12 protein-coding genes and 1 pseudogene are annotated in these 17,438 nt (G+C 63.0%); 8 read left to right on the top strand and 5 right to left on the bottom strand.

Annotated features, from left to right (window positions below):
• Positions 1–74: 74 nt before the first annotated feature.
• The 4 genes from Q0R02_RS11555 to lgt form a co-directional block, all read right to left on the bottom strand.
• Positions 75–1,379, bottom strand: a complete 1,305-nt coding sequence (locus Q0R02_RS11555; RefSeq protein ID WP_293883668.1) for a cystathionine gamma-synthase family protein — start codon at positions 1,377–1,379, stop codon at positions 75–77.
• 158 nt (positions 1,380–1,537) lie between these two features.
• Positions 1,538–2,323, bottom strand: a complete 786-nt coding sequence (gene pgeF, locus Q0R02_RS11560; protein ID WP_293883669.1) for a peptidoglycan editing factor PgeF — start codon at positions 2,321–2,323, stop codon at positions 1,538–1,540.
• Positions 2,320–3,309 carry an SAM-dependent methyltransferase gene (locus tag Q0R02_RS11565; protein ID WP_293883709.1) on the bottom strand — a complete coding sequence of 330 codons (990 nt, stop codon included), beginning with the start codon at positions 3,307–3,309 and terminating at the stop codon, positions 2,320–2,322. The genes pgeF and Q0R02_RS11565 overlap by 4 nt, the downstream gene beginning before the upstream one ends.
• A 52-nt stretch (positions 3,310–3,361) precedes the next feature.
• On the bottom strand, positions 3,362–4,225 hold the full coding sequence (gene lgt / locus Q0R02_RS11570; RefSeq protein ID WP_293883671.1) for a prolipoprotein diacylglyceryl transferase: 864 nt from the start codon (positions 4,223–4,225) through the stop codon (positions 3,362–3,364).
• A gap of 69 nt (positions 4,226–4,294) precedes the next feature.
• Here lgt and Q0R02_RS11575 point away from each other — a divergent pair, with 69 nt between their 5' ends.
• Genes Q0R02_RS11575 through Q0R02_RS11610 form a run of 8 tightly spaced genes read left to right on the top strand, consistent with a single transcriptional unit; the run spans position 4,295 to position 14,763 of the window.
• Complete coding sequence (locus Q0R02_RS11575; RefSeq protein WP_293883673.1) at positions 4,295–6,013, top strand: class I adenylate-forming enzyme family protein; 1,719 nt, start codon at positions 4,295–4,297, stop codon at positions 6,011–6,013.
• Positions 6,014–6,052: 39 nt separating this feature from the next.
• Complete coding sequence (locus tag Q0R02_RS11580) at positions 6,053–8,311, top strand: molybdopterin cofactor-binding domain-containing protein (protein WP_293883675.1); 2,259 nt, start codon at positions 6,053–6,055, stop codon at positions 8,309–8,311.
• Positions 8,311–9,318: a ferrochelatase gene (hemH, locus tag Q0R02_RS11585; RefSeq protein ID WP_293883677.1), complete on the top strand. Its 1,008-nt coding sequence runs from the start codon at positions 8,311–8,313 to the stop codon at positions 9,316–9,318. The genes Q0R02_RS11580 and hemH overlap by 1 nt, the downstream gene beginning before the upstream one ends.
• 30 nt (positions 9,319–9,348) lie before the next feature.
• Complete coding sequence (gene phbB, locus Q0R02_RS11590) at positions 9,349–10,071, top strand: acetoacetyl-CoA reductase (RefSeq protein ID WP_293883679.1); 723 nt, start codon at positions 9,349–9,351, stop codon at positions 10,069–10,071.
• On the top strand, positions 10,068–10,313 hold the full coding sequence (locus Q0R02_RS11595) for a ribbon-helix-helix domain-containing protein (RefSeq protein ID WP_293883680.1): 246 nt from the start codon (positions 10,068–10,070) through the stop codon (positions 10,311–10,313). Before phbB ends, Q0R02_RS11595 begins: the two co-directional genes overlap by 4 nt.
• 22 nt (positions 10,314–10,335) lie before the next feature.
• On the top strand, positions 10,336–12,864 hold the full coding sequence (locus tag Q0R02_RS11600) for a penicillin-binding protein 1A (RefSeq protein ID WP_293883681.1): 2,529 nt from the start codon (positions 10,336–10,338) through the stop codon (positions 12,862–12,864).
• A 58-nt stretch (positions 12,865–12,922) separates the two neighbouring features.
• Entirely contained in the window at positions 12,923–14,050 is a 1,128-nt protein-coding gene (gene prfB / locus Q0R02_RS11605) for a peptide chain release factor 2 (RefSeq protein WP_293883682.1), read from the top strand.
• Between the two features lie 47 nt (positions 14,051–14,097).
• Complete coding sequence (locus Q0R02_RS11610) at positions 14,098–14,763, top strand: class I SAM-dependent methyltransferase (protein WP_293883710.1); 666 nt, start codon at positions 14,098–14,100, stop codon at positions 14,761–14,763.
• 19 nt (positions 14,764–14,782) lie between these two features.
• Here the strand turns inward: Q0R02_RS11610 and pepN are convergent.
• Positions 14,783–17,389 (bottom strand): annotated as a pseudogene (gene pepN / locus Q0R02_RS11615) (aminopeptidase N).
• Between the last annotated feature and the right edge of the window lie 49 nt (positions 17,390–17,438).

A 17,438-nucleotide genomic window follows, 5' to 3' on the forward strand; every position in this document is an offset into this window, starting at 1 on the left:
AAAGAAATGCTTCCGATCCGACAGCCGTATAGGCCCCGGCCTGCGCCGGGGTGACGGGCCGATTGTCTGGCCCCCTAAACCGCCCCCAACGCCTGCCGGAAATCGGCGATCAGGTCGTCCGCATTTTCAACCCCCACCGAAATACGCACCAGATTGTCGCTGATCCCCAGCCCATCCTTGCGTTCTTGCGGCACGGAGATGTGCGTCATCGCGGCGGGCGCGCTGGCCAGCGTTTCGGTCCCGCCCAGACTGACCGCCAGCTTGGCGATCTTCAGTGCGTCCAGGAACGCGAACGCCTCGCGCTCGCCGCCCTTCAGGTACAGCGAAAACGTCGATCCCGCCCCGGTGCAATGGCGATTATAGATGTCCGCCTGCCGTGATCCGGCCTCCAAGAAACCCAGATACCCGACCGTTTCGACCTGCGGCTGTTCGCGCAGGAACGCACACACCTTCGCCGCATTTTCGCCCGCCCGGCTCATCCGCAGTTCCAGCGTCTCCAGGCTGCGCAACAACATCCATGCCGAGTGCGGATCGGTGATCGTGCCGATTGTGTTGCGCATCATCCGGATCGGGTTGATCATGACCTTCGACCCGACCGCGCCGCCCGCGACCAGGTCGCTGTGCCCGCCCGCATATTTGGTCAGCGAATAGATCACCAAGTCGGCACCCTGTTTCAGCGGCTTCGCCCACAGCGGCCCCAGAAACGTATTGTCGATGACGATCGGTGGCTTTTCACCCGGAAACGCGGCGTCGCGCGACGCCTTGACCGCCTCCACATCGACCAGCGCATTGGTCGGATTCGCCGGGCTTTCCAGATAAACCAGCGCGACATTGCCCTTGGCCTTGGCCGCCGTCATCACCGCATCGATCTCGTCGCGCGTCGCGCCCGCCGGAAAGTCGAGCCAATGCACGCCAAACCGGCCCAAGATGCGCCCGATCAGCGTTTCGGTCGCGGCATAAAGCGGTGCCGAATGGACAATGACGTCGCCGGGCTTGACCAGTGCGAGCATGACGGTCGCAATCGCCGACATTCCGCTGGAAAACACCAGTGCGTCCTCGGCATCTTCCCAGATACTTAAGCGGTCCTCCAGAATTTCCTGGTTCGGACCGTTGAAGCGTGAATAGACCAGCCCCTCCGCACCGCCCGGTCGCTTGCCGGTGATCCCTTCGAAAAACCGTTTTCCGGCCGCCGCATTTTCAAAGACGAACGTCGAAGTCAGAAAAATCGGCGGCTTCAGCGATCCCTCGGATAACGCGGGATCGAACCCGTGGCCCATCATCAGCGTCTCGGGCGACAGCCGCCGCCCGCCGATTTCGAGGATGTCCTGCTTGGGGCGGCGGCGCGGGCTGACGCCCGTCAATTCGGCTTCATCGGTCATCGGGATTTCCTTGGCATCTTCTCATGATGCGCGTTGTAACGCGTCGAGCTGCATCCCGATACCGTCACCCCGGCGAAGGCCGGGGCCTATACGGGCTTATTCATCGGTCGCACATGTGATAAAGGCACACCCAATCCGACGTCCGCACAGGCCCCGGCCTAAGCTGGGGTGACGGTCGAACCCACCGCAATCAACGAAATCTGTCGCCCATAATCCGGCTCGCCGCCATGCGTCGCCCGCCGAAAACTAAAGAACCGCGTCGGCAGCGCATAGGTGTCCAGCCCCAGCGCCGCCACGCGCGTCACGCCCGCCGCCGCAAGCCGGTGTGCGACATACGCTTCCAGGTCGAATTGGAAATGACCCGCCCGCCGACCGTCGGCAAAAAAGCGCTCGGTGGCGGGATCGTGGGCGGCAAAGCGCATCCGGAACGCGTCGTCCACCTCATAGGACGCCCGCGCGATACAGGGTCCGATTGCCGCTGTAATCCGGTCGCGGCGCGCGCCAAGCCGTTCCATCGCGGCGACTGTGGCATCGGTGATCCCGCCCAGCGCACCCTTCCACCCCGCGTGCGCCGCGCCGACGACTCCGGCCTCGACATCGGCCAGCAGGACGGGCGCGCAATCCGCCGTGACGATGCCCAGCACCAGTCCGGGGCGGTCGGTCACCAGCGCGTCGGCATGCGGGCGCGCGTCGTCGGGAAAGGGCGCTTCGACCGTCACCGCATCCGCCGAATGGGTCTGGTAGACCGTCACCAGTTGCGCCCCCGGAGCCACCGCCGCGACCGCCCGCCGCCGATTCTCGGCCACCGCCAGCGGGTCATCCTGCGACCCCAGGCCGACATTCAGGCCGCTCACGATTCCGTTCGAAACACCGCCATTCCGACCCAAAAACCCATGCGGGACACCCGATAACAAGCCCGATTGGCTAATATCGCACATCATCATGAAAAGCCGCTCGGGATGGGCCAGTTGCGCGCGGTGATGGCCATCGCCCGGAACAGTATCCCCATCGCGTCTGGCGCGGTAAGTCTTTGATGTGCCGCGACAATCTCATCTGCCCGTGCCGGGGATTGCCGCGCCAGCGCCGCCGCGCGGGCGGCGATTCCCATGCTCCCCAGGAAATCGCGCTGCGACACCGGGCCGTGGACGATCGATCCGGTCAGCGTCGCGGCGGCACCCAAGGTGGCAAAATCGACGTGCGCGCTCAAATCGACGGTGCCGGGCGCATCGAACGGATTGGCGGGCTGATGGTGGCGGACCGCCTGCAAAGTCTCACCGGCCGCGGGTCCGTCATAGCCATAATCGACGACAAGCACCGCGCCGCCCTGCCGCTCAAGTCGTTGTGATAGCGCGCGAATAATGGCGACGCCCGGCGGCGAAGTCTCGACGATGCTGCCCACCGGCGCATCCCGCAGCGACTCGGGCACGATCGTTTCCGGCACCAGTTTTCCCGATACCGGCAGGAACAGCGTATCCTGGCACGCGACCATCCGCTGTCGCCAGCCATCAGGCGCGCGGACCAGTTGCTGAACCGGCAGCGCGTCAAAAAACTCATTGCAAACAACAACTAACGCGCCATCTTTGGGCAGGGTCGTGATGTCATCGTGCCAGATCGCGCCCGGCAAAACCCGCCGCTGCTCGTCCCGCAACCGCGGAGAGGTCTCAACGAGATGCTCTACCAACTTCATCCCGCCGCGCGCCATCGCCCGCCCCGCATCCACCGCCAGCGTCCCGCGACCGGGGCCGAGTTCGACATAATGCACCGCCGGTCGTCCCGCGCGGTCCCACAGGTCGGTCAGCCAGACCCCGATCAGTTCACCGAACATCTGGCTGATTTCCGGCGCGGTGATGAAATCGCCGTCGGCCCCGACCGAGGCGCGGGTCGCATAATATTCGGCATTGGCAGCCGCCATGAACTGCGCCACCGACATTGGCCCGCCCAGCGTGATCGCCCGCGCCAGTCGTTCAGGCAGCGCGCCGATTTCAAGCGACGCTGGCAAGACCCGCCGTACCCTCGACCCGCACGCGCCGGGCCTTTGCGGTCGCGACCAGATAGAGGCCGACCAGGATCATCGGGATCGACAGCGTCTGCCCCATCGTCAGGCCCCACGACAGATGCTCGAGCCCCGCATCGGGTTGCCGCACCAGTTCCAGCAAAGTGCGCGCCAGACCGTAACCGACCAGTCCGGTGCCGACCAGCTTGCCAGGCTGGTAACGCGCATCGGTCTTCCAGAACATCAGGTTCAGCACCGCGAACAGCACGATTCCCTCCAGCCCCGCCTCATAGAGCTGGCTGGGATGGCGCGGGATGCCGTCGCCCGTTGCCGGAAATATGATGCCCCACGGCAGCGTCGTCGGTCGCCCCCACAGCTCGCCGTTCACGAAATTTGCCAGCCGCCCAAAGAATAGCCCGAACGGCGTCACGCAGGCCACATAGTCGCAGATCCGCATCATGTTGAGCCGGTGCTTGCGCGTGAAATACAGCAGCGCGAGGATGACGCCCAGGAAGCCGCCGTGGAGCGACATCCCGCCCTCCCACAGCTTCAGCATCTCGAACGGGGTTGCGATCATCTCGGGCTTGTAGAACAGGATATAGCCGATCCGCCCGCCGAGGATGATGCCCAGCGTGACGTAAAAGACCAGGTCGTCGGCATGACGCCGCGCCATCGGTGCGCCGGGCTGCGCGAGCAGCTTCAGCAGATACCACCAGCCCACCAGAATCCCCGAAATATAGGCGATGCTATACCAGCGGAGCTTGAAGAAACCGAGGTCGAGGGCGATCGGCGACAGATGCAGGTCGCTCCAATTGATGGCTGCCGTAGCGTCACTTGCGAACTGTGCAATCAAAGCTTTTCCCCATGAGTTTCGCGCTCCATACAGAGCGTGTTGGCGAAGACCAAGCGGAGAGACGACACGATGCTATCGGAACTGGACCTGCGGATCGAACAAGCGATCGGCGACCTTACAAATGCGGATGGTCTGCTGCCGCTGACGACGTTTGCGCTGCCCGGTGGAAACCTGGTTCCGATGATCGCAAGCGCCCCGCCGACGCTTAATGCCTATTTCGCCGAATTCTGCGCGCAACACGGCGATGCCGACTTCATCGTCGATGGCGACGAGCGCATCAGCTTCACGCAAGGCTATGCTGCCGCCGTCGACGTGGCCCAAGCGCTGGTCACCGGGTTCGGCATAAAGCCCGGCGATCGGATCGGCATCGCGATGCGGAACGCCCCCAGCTGGATCATCCTGTACATGGGCACGCTGATGGCCGGCGGCGTCGCCACGCTGCTCAACGGCTGGTGGCAGGGAGCCGAACTGTCGAACGGTGTTGCCGATGTCGAGGCCCGGCTGGTGTTTGCCGACCCACCGCGCGTGAAGCGGCTCAATCAGTGCGGCAATCCTCCTGCGTGCGAAATCGTCTCGGTCGATGTTGCCTTGCCTCTTGCCGAGGCCCTGGAACATATCATCGTGCGCGGCACGGGGGCCGTCGAATTGCCGACTGTCGAACCCGACGACCTGGCGACGATCCTGTTTACAAGTGGATCGACGGGCCAGTCGAAGGGCGCGTGTTCGACCCACCGCGCGGTCGTTCAGGCGACCTTCTCTTATCTGGCCACGGCAATGGTGGTCCTCCGGCTCGGAACCGAAAATGGCACGATCAAGGCAGATGCCCCCCAACATGCCGTCCTGATGACAGTGCCGCTGTTCCACGTTACCGGTGAAGTTCCGATGATGCTCGTCAGCTTCGCGATCGGTCGCAAGATCGTGATGATGCCCAAATGGGACACACTGCGGGCGATGCAGCTGATCGAAAGCGAGCGGGTCACCAACTTTACAGGTGTGCCACTGATGAGCTGGGAGATCCTGAATCACCCTGATCGTAGCCAGTATGACCTGTCGACGGTGCAGTCCTTCTTTGCCGGGGGCGCGCCGCGCCCGCCCGAACACGTCCGGCGGCTGAACGAGGAACTGCCCGCGCCACCCGCCCTTGGTTACGGGCTGACTGAAACCAATGCCGTCGGCTGCAGCAACTTCCTCACCAACTATCTCGACAAGCCGAATTCGACGGGCAGGGCTTCGAAACCGCTGGTCGACGTCGCCATTCTGGATGATGCGGGCACATCGGTGCCGCAGGGCGAACGCGGGGAAATTTGCATTCGCACGGTCGCCAATTTCCGCGAATATTGGAACCGGCCCGAAGCCACGGCGGCAGCGACGACGACCGACGGCTATTTCCGAACGGGCGATATCGGCTATCTTGATCCCGAAGGCTATATCTTCATCGTCGACCGCAAGAAGGACATCATCATTCGCGGTGGCGAAAATATCAGCTGCCAAGAAGTCGAAGCCGCTATCTATACCCATCCCGCCGTCGCCGAGGCCTGTGTATTCGGATTGCCCGACGAGCGGCTGGGCGAGATTGTTGGGGCGCTGGTCCATTATCATCCCGGTGATCACCTGAGCGAGGAAGCCCTGCGGTTTTTCCTCGGCGAACAATTAGCCGCGTTCAAGGTGCCAGCCCAGGTCTGGATTTCCGAGACGCCGTTGCCAAAGCTCGGGACCGAAAAGATCGACAAGGTCGCACTCCGGGCGCAGTATCGCCAGATATTCATCCAGCAGTCGGTCGACGCCTAGGTCTGGCGTGAACCCACGCGCTTGCCTATCAGTCGACTGATGGCCGTCGATCGTTCGCTTCGTTTCCCCCGCACTATGACGCGTCGCGGCCTGTTGATCGGCGGCGGTGCGGGGGTCGGGCTGCTGATTGGATGGGGCGCGTGGCCCCGGACCTATCGACCCAATCTAAATGCGACGCGCGATGAACGGATTTTCAACGCCTTCGTAAAGATCGGGATGGACGGACATGTGACGGTTGTCGTGCCGCAGGTCGAGATGGGGCAGGGGGTCTACACCACCTTGCCGCAGATCGTGGCCGACGAATTGGGCGCGGACTGGCGGACGATCGGGGTCGAGCCTGCACCAATTAACCCACTGTATAACAACAGTCTGTTCGTCGAGGAATGGGACGGTGACAACGGCGAGCGCCAGGGTTTAACCAATCTATGGCTGTTGCGTGACGGGTTAATGGTAACCGGCGGATCGACGTCGGTGCGGGGGTTCGAGGATCGGCTGCGCGAGGCGGGCGCGGCGGCGCGGGCATTATTGTGCGTTGCCGCCGCAAAACGCTGGGATGCCGACTGGCGCGCGTGCGACACCGGGAGCGGATTCGTAACTCGGGGCGAGGACCGGGTCAGGTTCGGGGAGATTGCCGCTGAAGCGGCAACGGCGAAGCTGCCGAGAGACATCGGACTTCGCGAGGGCCGCAACAACCGGCTGACAGGCCAGTCGTTGCCCCGTCTGGATGCCCCGTCGAAGGTTGATGGCAGCGCCCAATATGCCGCCGATATTCGGCTGCCCGACATGGTCTATGCCAGCATCGCGCAGGGGCCGATCGGCAATACCCGGCTGAAATCGATTGACCGGCGTGCGGCGGAGCGGATCGCAGGTGTTCTAGCGGTGGTGCAGACCGACGGCTGGGTGGCCGTCGTCGCGACAAACTGGTGGACGGCGAACACGGCACTGTTGGCGATGCGGCCCAAGTTCGAGACGACAGGCGGGCTGGCCGATGATCGCAAGATCGACGCGGCGTTGGACGCAGCGTTCGAGAATGGAACCCGGATCACCAGCATCGGCGACGTCGGCGCGGCGTTTCGCGGGGCGCAGGTGCTGACTGCCCACTATCGAATCGGCCTGGCACCCCATGCCGCGATCGAGCCGGTAAGCGCCACCGCCGCGATCGATCATGGTGAGATGCAATTGTGGATCGGCACGCAGGTGCCGGGGCTGGCGGGGCAGGCGGCGGCGCGGGCGATCGGGCTGGACCCGGCCAAGGTGACAGTGCATCCCATGTTGATCGGCGGATCGTTTGGGCGGCGTTACGAAATCGAAATCGCGGCGCAGGCAGCCATTCTGGCGCAGAAGATGAAGCGTCCGGTGCAACTGGTCTGGTCGCGGGCAGAGGACATGCGGCAGGATCGGTTCCGGCCCGCCGCCGCCGCTCGAATGGCCGCACGAATGGCGCCTGGTGGTCGTATCGAGGCGTGGCTGGGCAAGATTGCGACACCCGCCACGACCGCCGAATTGAAGGCGCGAATCGTCGGAAGCGTCGGCGCGCACGAAGCAATGACGGCACAGGCCGGGGTGTCGGTGCCGGCGTCGGTGGCGGGTGCCGTGCCGCCCTATGCGATCCCCAATGTCGCGATCGACCTTCATCCGGCGGGCATCGGTGTCCCGACGGGTGATTGGCGAGGGCGCGCCCACGGGGCGAGCGCATTCTTCACCGAATGTTTTATCGACGAACTGGCGGCGTCGCAGGGGATCGAACCATTTTCATTCCGCATGGGCTTGCTGGGGGACAATCCGCGGCTGGCCCTGTGCCTATCGAAATGCACTTCGCTCGGCGGCTGGAACGGCGGCGGACCCGGCACTGCGCAGGGACTCGCGTGTCATTCGATGGCAGGATCGCACGTCGCAGTGATGGCGGAGGCGCGCATCGGTGACGATGGCCGGGTAAAGGTCGATCGGCTGGTGGCGGTCGTGGATTGCGGCGAAATTATCAACCCCGACATCGTCCGGCAACAGGTCGCGGGCGGCATGATCTTTGGGATGTCGGCGGCCACGGGGGCGGCAGTCAGCATCGAACGCGGACTGGCTGGGCCCGAACAGCTGGGCGCATTGCGCCTGCCAAGGCTGGTCGATGCACCACGCATCATCATCGAACTGGTCGGCACGCCGCACCGCGCAGGTGGCGTCGGTGAACTATCGGTCGCGCCGGTCGGGCCCGCCATCGCCAATGCTTTGTTTGCTGCTACGGGGCGGCGGTATCGCAGCTTGCCCTTGCTGGCGCCGATCGGCGGAATGGAGACGAAATCCTAGTGGACAAACCCGCCGACCATCCGCCGGTTGCACCGCCGCGCATTGGCGTGCTGCTAATCAATCTGGGAACCCCCGACGCTGCAACGCCGGTCGCGGTCAAACGGTATTTGCGCGAATTTCTGTCGGATCGTCGCGTTGTCGAATTACCACCGATCCTGTGGCAGCCGCTGCTTCGCGGTGTCGTGCTGAACACGCGGCCTGCAAAGTCGGCGCACGCCTATGGCCAGATATGGACCGACGACGGTTCGCCCCTCGATGCCATCACGCGCGCGCAGGCGCGCGGCCTCGCGGACAGTTTCGGTCCGGTCGTGACGGTGGACTATGCAATGCGCTATGGCCAACCGACGATTCCGGACAAACTGCACGCGCTGAAGGCGATGGGGTGCGAACGCATCCTGATTGCGCCGCTGTATCCGCAGTATTCGGGGGCAACGACCGGGACTGTAAACGACAAGGCCTTCGCGACGCTGGCGGCGATGCGCTGGCAACCGGCGATCCGAACGCTGCCCCCCTATCATGACGATCCAGATTATATCGCGGCGCTTGCGGCTTCGATCTCGGCGTCGTTGGCTGAACTTTGTTTTGAACCCGAAGTGCTGGTGACGAGTTTTCATTCGATGCCGGAGGCGACCCTGATCAAGGGCGATCCCTATCATTGCCAGTGCCAGAAGACCGCCCGACTGCTGAGCGCAGCTTTGGGCCGTGACCTGGTGGTCAGTTTCCAATCGAAGCTGGGACGTGCGAAATGGCTGGGACCACCGACCGAAGCCACTTTGGCGCGGGTCGCGGGTGAGGGGGTGAAGTCGGTCGCGGTGGTCACCCCCGGGTTTTCTGCCGACAATCTGGAAACGCTGGAAGAGATCGCGATTCGTGGGCGTGAGACTTTCATGGCGGCAGGGGGCCGGGATTTCGCCTGCCTGCCGTGCCTAAACGACAGTGAGCCGGGTATGGCGATGCTGCGAAAATTACTTGCGCGCGAACTTGAAGGCTGGAGCGCGCCTGTCTAGGCTTGAGCCTGATAATCGGGAGAGAGATATATGGCACGCGTCGCAATCGTTACCGGGGGAACGCGCGGAATTGGCGAAGCGATCAGCCTGGCTTTGCAGAAATCGGGAATTACCGTGGCGGCGAACTATGGCGGCGACGATGCAAAAGCCAAGGCTTTTTCCGAAAAGACCGGGATTGCCGTTTACCGCTGGGATGTCGGTGATCACCAGGCATGCCTGGACGGCTGCGCCCGGGTCGAGGCAGAACTGGGGCCGGTCGATATCGTCGTCAACAACGCCGGGATCACGCGCGATGGGACGCTGGCGCGGATGACCTTCGAAGATTGGAACGACGTGATGCGCGTCAATCTGGGCGGTTGTTTTAACATGGCCAAGGCCTGTTTTCCCGGTATGGTCGCACGGGGCTGGGGCCGGATCGTCAATATCGGTTCGATCAACGGGCAGGCCGGGCAATACGGACAGGTCAACTATGCCGCCGCCAAGTCGGGCATTCACGGGTTTACCAAGGCGCTGGCGCAAGAGGGCGCTCGCAAAGGCGTGACGGTCAACGCAATCGCGCCCGGTTACATCGACACCGACATGGTCGCCGCAGTGCCCGCCGACGTCCTGGCAAAGATCGTGGCGAAGATCCCGGTCGGCCGCCTGGGGCAGGCCCACGAAATCGCGCGTGGGGTGTCCTTCCTGGTGTCGGAGGATGGCGGGTTCGTCACCGGGTCGACGTTGTCGCTCAATGGCGGGCAGCATATGTATTGAGCGACGGTGCGTTCGCCTACCGATCGCCAGTCAAGCATTCCGTAACGATCGCCGGGCACGAGACGGCGATCACGCTGGAACCGATCTTCTGGGATGCGCTCCGCGGTGCTGCTCTGGCGCGGTCGTTGCCGCTGAACGCGTTGGTCGCGCAGATCGACGTCGAGCGCATCGCGACCGCCAACCCACCGAACCTGGCAAGCGCGATAAGGCAGTGGTTGATGATGGCTGGCAAGGGCGGATAAACTTGCTAGAGCCGCCAGTGTAATGGCCGAACCCGACGACGAACCGCTGAGACTGCGACTGACCCGCGAAGGAAGTGCCGCGCTGGGCTGGGGGCGGGGTGTCTGGGCGCACCGGCTGGGGAAGCTCGTCGTGCTGGGGATCGCGGCGGTACTGGTCGGGTGGCTGGCGATCTGGCTGGTCTTTGCGCGCGACCTGCCCGATGCAAAACAACTGCTGGCCTATCAACCACCGCTGCCGACCAACGTGCGCGGCTACGACGGAACCCCGATCCACAGCTATGCGCGCGAGCGGCGGGTGCAACTGGGGTTCGACGAATATCCCAAGCTGGTGATCGACGCCTTTATTTCGGCGGAGGACAAAACCTTTTTCTCGCATGGCGGCGTCGATTACACCGGCGTGGCGGGGGCATTGATCGACTATGTCAGTAAAATCGGCAGCGGCAGGCGTGCGCGGGGCGGTTCCACGATCACGCAGCAGGTCGCGAAAAACCTGTTGCTTGGCAATGAGTATTCCATCGGGCGCAAGGTCAAGGAAGCCATCCTCGCCTATCGGATCGAGGGTGCGCTGTCCAAGAAACAGATCCTCGAAATCTACCTCAACCAGATATTTCTGGGTCGCAATGCCTATGGCGTGCAGTCAGCGTCGCGTGCTTATTTCGGCAAGGACGTCGGTGAACTGACCCTGCCTGAGGCGGCCTATCTGGCGATCCTGCCCAAGGCCCCGTCAAACTATGACCCAGACCGTGCCACGGCAAAGGCTACCGACCGGCGCAATTATGTCCTGCGAGAGATGAACCGGAACGGCTATATCACCGACAGCCAATACGCCGCCTCGCGCGCTGCGCCATTGGGTGCGGTCAACCGGGTCGCCGCACGCGAGGCCGTGGTTGGCGATTATTTCATGGAAGAAGTTCGTCGCTCGCTGATCGCCAAGTTCGGGGAAACCGCCAAGGACGGTCCCTATTCGGTGTATTCGGGCGGCCTGTGGGTGCGGTCGTCGCTCGACCCGATCATACAGACCCACGCGCAGGACGCCCTGCGAGATGGCCTGCTCCGCTACGATCGCGGCCATGGCTGGAGCGGGCGGGCCGGCCATATCGACATCGATGACGCGTGGATCGGAAAGCTGGCCGCCGCCAACATCGGCATATCGTACAAGGACTGGCGCACCGCCGTCGTGCTGGCCAAGTCGAGCAACGGCGCGCAGGTCGGGTTCGCAAACGGGGCGACCGGCGCAATGTCGGCGGCTTCAGCATCAATGCCCCGCCATGGCACTGCGACATCGGCGTTCAAGTCGATGGAGCCGGGCGACATCATTGTGGTCGCTCCCGAGGGCACCAACTGGGCCTTGCGTAACGTGCCCGAGATATCGGGTGGCATGATGGCGCAGAACCCGCATACCGGACAGATTCTAGCGATGCAGGGCGGTTTTGACGCGCGACTGGCATCGTTCAACCGCGCAACGCAGGCGCTGCGGCAGCCCGGTTCGAGCTTTAAGCCATTCGTTTATGCAGCAGCGCTTGACCACGGCATGACGCCCGCGACCACCATCGTAGATGGTCCGTTTTGCGTCTATCAGGGCGCCCGTCTTGGTCAGAAATGCTTCCGCAATTTTGACAACGCGCGGGGGGCCGGACCGCAGACGATGCGCTGGGGCGTCGAACAGTCGCGCAATTTGATGACGGTCCGCGCGGCGAGCCAGACCGGCATGGATAATGTCGTGAAGATGGCGGACGCGGTCGGCATCAGCGCGCCGGGCAAGCCCTATCCCAAGGTGCTGGCCATTGCGCTCGGTGCGGGGGAAACGACCGTCATGCGGATGGTCAACGCCTATTCGATGCTTGCCAATAACGGTCGCGCGCTGAAGCCAACGCTCATCGATTTCGTCCAGGACCGCAATGGCAAAATAATCTATCGTGCCGATAGCCGACCCTGCGACCGCTGCAACATGCCACACTATGATGGCAAGCCGATGCCCCGCCCGCCCGCCCGCGCCAAGCAGGTCATCGACCCCATGACTGCCTATCAGATCGTCCATATTACCGAGGGTGTGATTCAGCGCGGCACTGCGACGGTATTGCGTGACCTGAACCGTCCGATCTTTGGCAAAACCGGCACGACATCGGGCCCGACCAACGTGTGGTTTGTCGGCGGATCGCAGGACCTGATTGCTGGCGTATACATGGGTTTCGACACGCCGCGTTCGATGGGCGGCTATGCCCAGGGTGGCCGTATCGCTGCTCCGATCTTCGATCAATTTGCCAAGGGTGCGATGAAGAACATGCCCGTCATCCCCTTCCGCGCCACGGCCGGGATCAGGATGGTTCGCATCGACCGTCGATCGGGCAAACGTGTATATGGCGTCTGGCCAAACAACGACGATCCCAAGTCTCCGGTCATATGGGAGGCTTTCAAGCCTGAAAGCGAGCCGCGCCGGTCCATTCGCAGGGACGAATTGCCACAGGCGATCCGTCCGAAAGCCACGGCGAGACCCACCGCCCCCAATCGGGCGGACAGCGATTTCTTGCAAAGCCACGGCGGCATTTACTAACGGACTTTATCGACTGCTGCCAAAGACAAGTTGCCCGCGTTAATTTAAGGAAAAGACCATGCGCGCCGAAGCGCAGGCTCACATCGACCAAATCAATGCCGCACTCGAACTGCTGCGCCGTTTTCTCGACTGGGACCGCGCGCTGAAGCGGCTCGACGAGCTGAATGCAAAGGTCGAGGACCAGTCGCTCTGGAACGATCCGAAGGCGGCGCAGGCGGTCATGCGTGAGCGTCGTCGGCTGGACGAGGCCATAACCGCCACGCGCGCCATCCAGACTGAAATGAACGATACGACCGAGTTGATGGAAATGGCGGAAGCCGAGGGTGATGTCGGCATGGTCGATGAGGGTGTCGCTGGTCTCGCCGCGCTCGCGATACGTGCTGAAAAGGACAAGGTGCAGGCGCTGCTGGCCGGCGAGGCAGACGGCAACGACACCTATGTCGAGGTCAATGCGGGGGCTGGCGGGACCGAGAGCCAGGACTGGGCCGGGATGCTGACGCGCATGTACCAGCGCTGGGCCGAACGGCACGGCATGAAGGTTGAACTGGTCGACAGCCATCCGGGCGAGCAGGCGGGGCTCAAGTCGGCGACGCTGATGCTGAAGGGCGAGAATGCCTATGGCTATGCCAAGACCGAGAGCGGCGTGCATCGGCTGGTGCGGATCAGCCCGTATGACTCGGCGGCCCGGCGCCACACCAGCTTTGCCAGCGTCTGGGTCTATCCGGTGGTGGATGAGAATATCGACATCGAGATCGTCGAGAGCGAGTTGCGAATCGATACCTATCGCGCGTCGGGAGCGGGTGGACAGCACATCAACACAACCGATTCCGCTGTTCGCATCACGCATATCCCGACCAACATCGTCGTCCAGTGCCAGAATCAGCGTTCGCAGCACAAGAACAAGGCCGAGGCCATGAACCAGCTTCGTGCGCGCTTGTACGAAGCCGAATTGCGGAAGCGCGAGCTGGAAGCCAATGCGACGGCGGCAAGCAAGACCGATATCGGCTGGGGTCACCAAATCAGGTCCTATGTCCTGCAACCCTATCAGATGGTGAAGGATCTGCGCACCGGCGTGGTGTCGACCGCACCCGGCGATGTCCTGGACGGGGACCTCGACAAGTTTATGGCGGCGGCATTGTCGCAGCGCGTGACCGGCGAGACGGTCGAAGTGGAGGATGTCGATTGAGCCGGATCATCGCCCTGTCGCAAGCGACCGGGGTGCTTTCGCTGCTAATGGTGGGCGCGTGCCATGCCCAGCCGCAGTCTCCGCGCGCGAGCGATTTTCCGGCAGCGCATCGCCCGGTGGCGTCGATCGTGTCGGCACGCTGGTCCGACGAGGATACGCGCGACACGGCGGGCGAAGCCACCGAAGTGATGAATCGTGCGGGCGTCAAGGCGGGCATGACGGTAGCCGACATCGGCGCGGGTGAGGGATATTACACCATCCGGCTCGCCGCGCGCGTTGGCGGAAAAGGGCGGGTCCTGGCGCAAGACATCGTTCCCAAGGTCCGCGATGCGCTGGCCGAGCGCGTGACACGCGAGCGGCTCGACACCGTGAGCGTGAAGCTGGGCCAGCCCGACGACCCGCAACTGCCCGAGGCAAGTTTTGACCGTGTCTTTTTGGTGCACATGTATCATGAGATCGCCAGCCCGTACGCGTTCCTTTGGCACTTGCGGCCTGCGGTGAACGCACGTGGCCGCGTGATTGTGGTCGATGCGGATCGTCCGACCAATCAGCACGGGACGCCGCCGAAATTGCTCGACTGCGAGTTTGCCGCGGTTGGCTATGCGCGCGTGGATATGCAGGTCATGCCGTCGGCGGGTGGCTATCTGGCCGCCTATGAACCGCGAGGGGTCCGGCCGGAGGCAAAAGCGATCAAGGCGTGCCCGACTGGTTAAGCCCTGGCTAGGGATCGACCTAGGCCAGCGACTTGGAAACCTGCTCGAACACATCTTTCGACAATCCCGGCGTGGCGAGGATACGTTCCAGCGCCGCAAGCATCAGCGCCTGTCGCTCACTGTCGAACCGCCGCCATCGACCCAGCGAGGGCACCATCTTTGCCGCCGTCTGGGCGTTTACCGGATCGAGCGCGATGATCTGGTTGGCGAAAAACGCATAGCCCCGTCCGTCGATCGAGTGAAGCCAGCGCTGGTTGACGCCGAACGCCCCGACCAGCGCCCGAAAGCGATTGGGATTGGCCAGCGTGAAATCAGGATGGCGTTCCAGGGCGATCACCGCATCGACCGTGTCGGAACGCGTAGCCATGGCTTGCGCGGTAAACCATTTGTCGAGCACGAGCGCGTTGTCACGATAGCGCTGATAAAAAATGTCGAGCGCGGGAACCCGCTGTTCGGCATCGCTGTTGGCCAACGCCGTGAGCGCCGCCAAACGGTCGGTCATGTTGTCGGCAGCCGCGAACTGGTCGAACGCCAGCTGTGCGCCCTCGGCCGGATCGGCGGCAATGATATACGTCAGAGCGACGTTGCGAATCCGCCGCGCACCCTTGGCAGCCGGCGAGTATTTAAACGCGCGGTCGCCGTTCTCGGCATAGATCGCTCGCCATCTTGCAAGATGCGCGGTCGCCAGTGCCGACCGCAACGCCTCTCGCGCAACAGCAATCGCATCGGGATCGACGACGAGCATCTGGTCCCCGATAAACGCCTCGCTCGGCAACCCGACTGCCTCTCCGACAAAGGCTGGATCCAGCGTCGTGTCCGCCAGCGTATCGCCGACACTTTCGACGACCGCTGTGTGGTTTGCCTTGCCAGTCGAAACGGCCCCAACCAGCGTATCGATCATTAATTGTTGCATCGCCTCGTAACGGGCGAAAGGATCGTCATCGACCGCGGCCAGGAACGCCAGATCGGCTTCGCTGCGATTGGTGTCCAGCACGACTGGAGCTGAGAAATCGCGGTTGATCGACAGCACGGGCGGTTCGGAAAATCCATCGAACGTCAGGGTCGCGCTATCGGTCTCGAGAACGACCAGCGACTCGCCCGTGCTGGTGCCGGTCTCCCGATTGAACAGCGCCATCCGGATCGGGAGCGTCATTGGTTGCTTAACCGGTTGCGAAGGTGTGGGCGGCACGACCTGTGACAGGGTCAGGGTCGCCTGTTGCCGGATCGCATCGTGCGAGATCGTCGCGGTCAGCCGGGGCGTTCCCGCCTGCGCATACCAGCGTTTGAATATTGTTAGGTCAACACCGCTGGCATTCGCCATCGCCGCGACGAAGTCGTCGCAGGTCACCGCCTGCCCGTCGTGCCGCTCGAAATACAGGTCCGACCCTGCGCGGAATTTCTCGGCTCCCAGCAAGGTGTGGATCATCCGGATGATCTCGGCACCCTTGTTATAGATCGTTGCGGTTTAGAAGTTGCCGATCTCCATGTAGCTGTCTGGCCGGATCGGGTGTGCGAGTGGGCCGCTATCTTCGGGAAATTGGCTGCCACGCAGGGCGCGCACGTCCTCGATCCGCTGAACCGCAGCCGAACCCTGGTCGGCGGAGAAGCACTGGTCGCGAAAGACGGTAAAACCCTCTTTCAGCGAAAGCTGAAACCAGTCCCGACAGGTGACACGATTGCCTGACCAGTTGTGGAAATATTCGTGCGCGACAACGCCTTGAATATTGTCAAAATCAAGGTCGGTCGCGGTCTCTGCATCAGCCAATATGTAACGCGAATTGAAGACGTTCAGGCCCTTGTTTTCCATCGCTCCGAAATTGAAGTCGTCGACCGCGACGATGTTGAACACCTCTAGATCGTATTCGCGCCCGTAAACCTCCTCATCCCATTTCATGGAAGTCTTCAGCGAGGCCATGGCGTGGGCGGTCTTCGGCAGATCGGCCTTCCGCACCCAGATGCCGAGTTCGACCTTGCGCCCCGACATCGTCGTAAAGCTGTCCCGATTGACTCGCAGATCGCCTGCAACCAGCGCAAACAAGTAGCTCGGCTTCAAAAACGGGTCGGTCCATTCGGCCCAGTGTCGCCCCTCTCCCGCATCGCCGTTCGCGATATTGTCGCCGTTGGCCAGCAGCACCGGATACGTAATCTTGTCCGCAGTCATCCGAACCGAATAACGGCTCAACACGTCGGGGCGATCGGGAAAGAAGGTGATGCGACGGAAGCCCTCGGCCTCACATTGAGTGCACAACAGGCCCCCGCTGGCATACAGGCCCATCAACTGCGTGTTACGTTCCGGCGACAGTTCGACTTCGGTTTCGATGACATGATCGTCGCCGGTCAAGGGAACGATCAGCTTCCCCTGCTCGATCCGCCAGCAGTTGATCCCCTGGCCATCGACCCGCACCGACAGCGGCGTCAGCGTCTCGCCGTCAAGCATCAGCGGCCGCTCGTGGTCGCCGTTGCGCGTGACCGTAAGCCGCGCGCTGACCCGTGTCCGTGCCGGATCGAGATCGAAATCGAGCGCGATCTGCGGCACCAGCCAGTCTGGCGGTCGATAATCTTCGCGGCGGACGACCTGCGGCTCCGAAAGGGGAGCGGCGGCGGTGGTGGTCTGGATATCGAGCATTACTGTTAACTAGAAGCGCGGGCGGTGGGGCACAACCGGCAGCCTCGGG

This window comes from Sphingomonas sp. (assembly GCF_025353885.1).
GTDB lineage: Bacteria > Pseudomonadota > Alphaproteobacteria > Sphingomonadales > Sphingomonadaceae > Sphingomonas_O.

Coding starts and splice junctions, on each gene's coding strand:
- Q0R02_RS11555 (WP_293883668.1), bottom strand. CDS start 1,379: ATGACCGATGAAGCCGAATTGACGGGCGTCAGCCCGCGCCGCCGCCCC.
- pgeF (WP_293883669.1), bottom strand. CDS start 2,323: ATGATGATGTGCGATATTAGCCAATCGGGCTTGTTATCGGGTGTCCCG.
- Q0R02_RS11565 (WP_293883709.1), bottom strand. CDS start 3,309: ATGTCGGTGGCGCAGTTCATGGCGGCTGCCAATGCCGAATATTATGCG.
- Q0R02_RS11575 (WP_293883673.1), top strand. CDS start 4,295: ATGCTATCGGAACTGGACCTGCGGATCGAACAAGCGATCGGCGACCTT.
- Q0R02_RS11580 (WP_293883675.1), top strand. CDS start 6,053: ATGGCCGTCGATCGTTCGCTTCGTTTCCCCCGCACTATGACGCGTCGC.
- phbB (WP_293883679.1), top strand. CDS start 9,349: ATGGCACGCGTCGCAATCGTTACCGGGGGAACGCGCGGAATTGGCGAA.
- Q0R02_RS11600 (WP_293883681.1), top strand. CDS start 10,336: ATGGCCGAACCCGACGACGAACCGCTGAGACTGCGACTGACCCGCGAA.
- prfB (WP_293883682.1), top strand. CDS start 12,923: ATGCGCGCCGAAGCGCAGGCTCACATCGACCAAATCAATGCCGCACTC.
- Q0R02_RS11610 (WP_293883710.1), top strand. CDS start 14,098: ATGGTGGGCGCGTGCCATGCCCAGCCGCAGTCTCCGCGCGCGAGCGAT.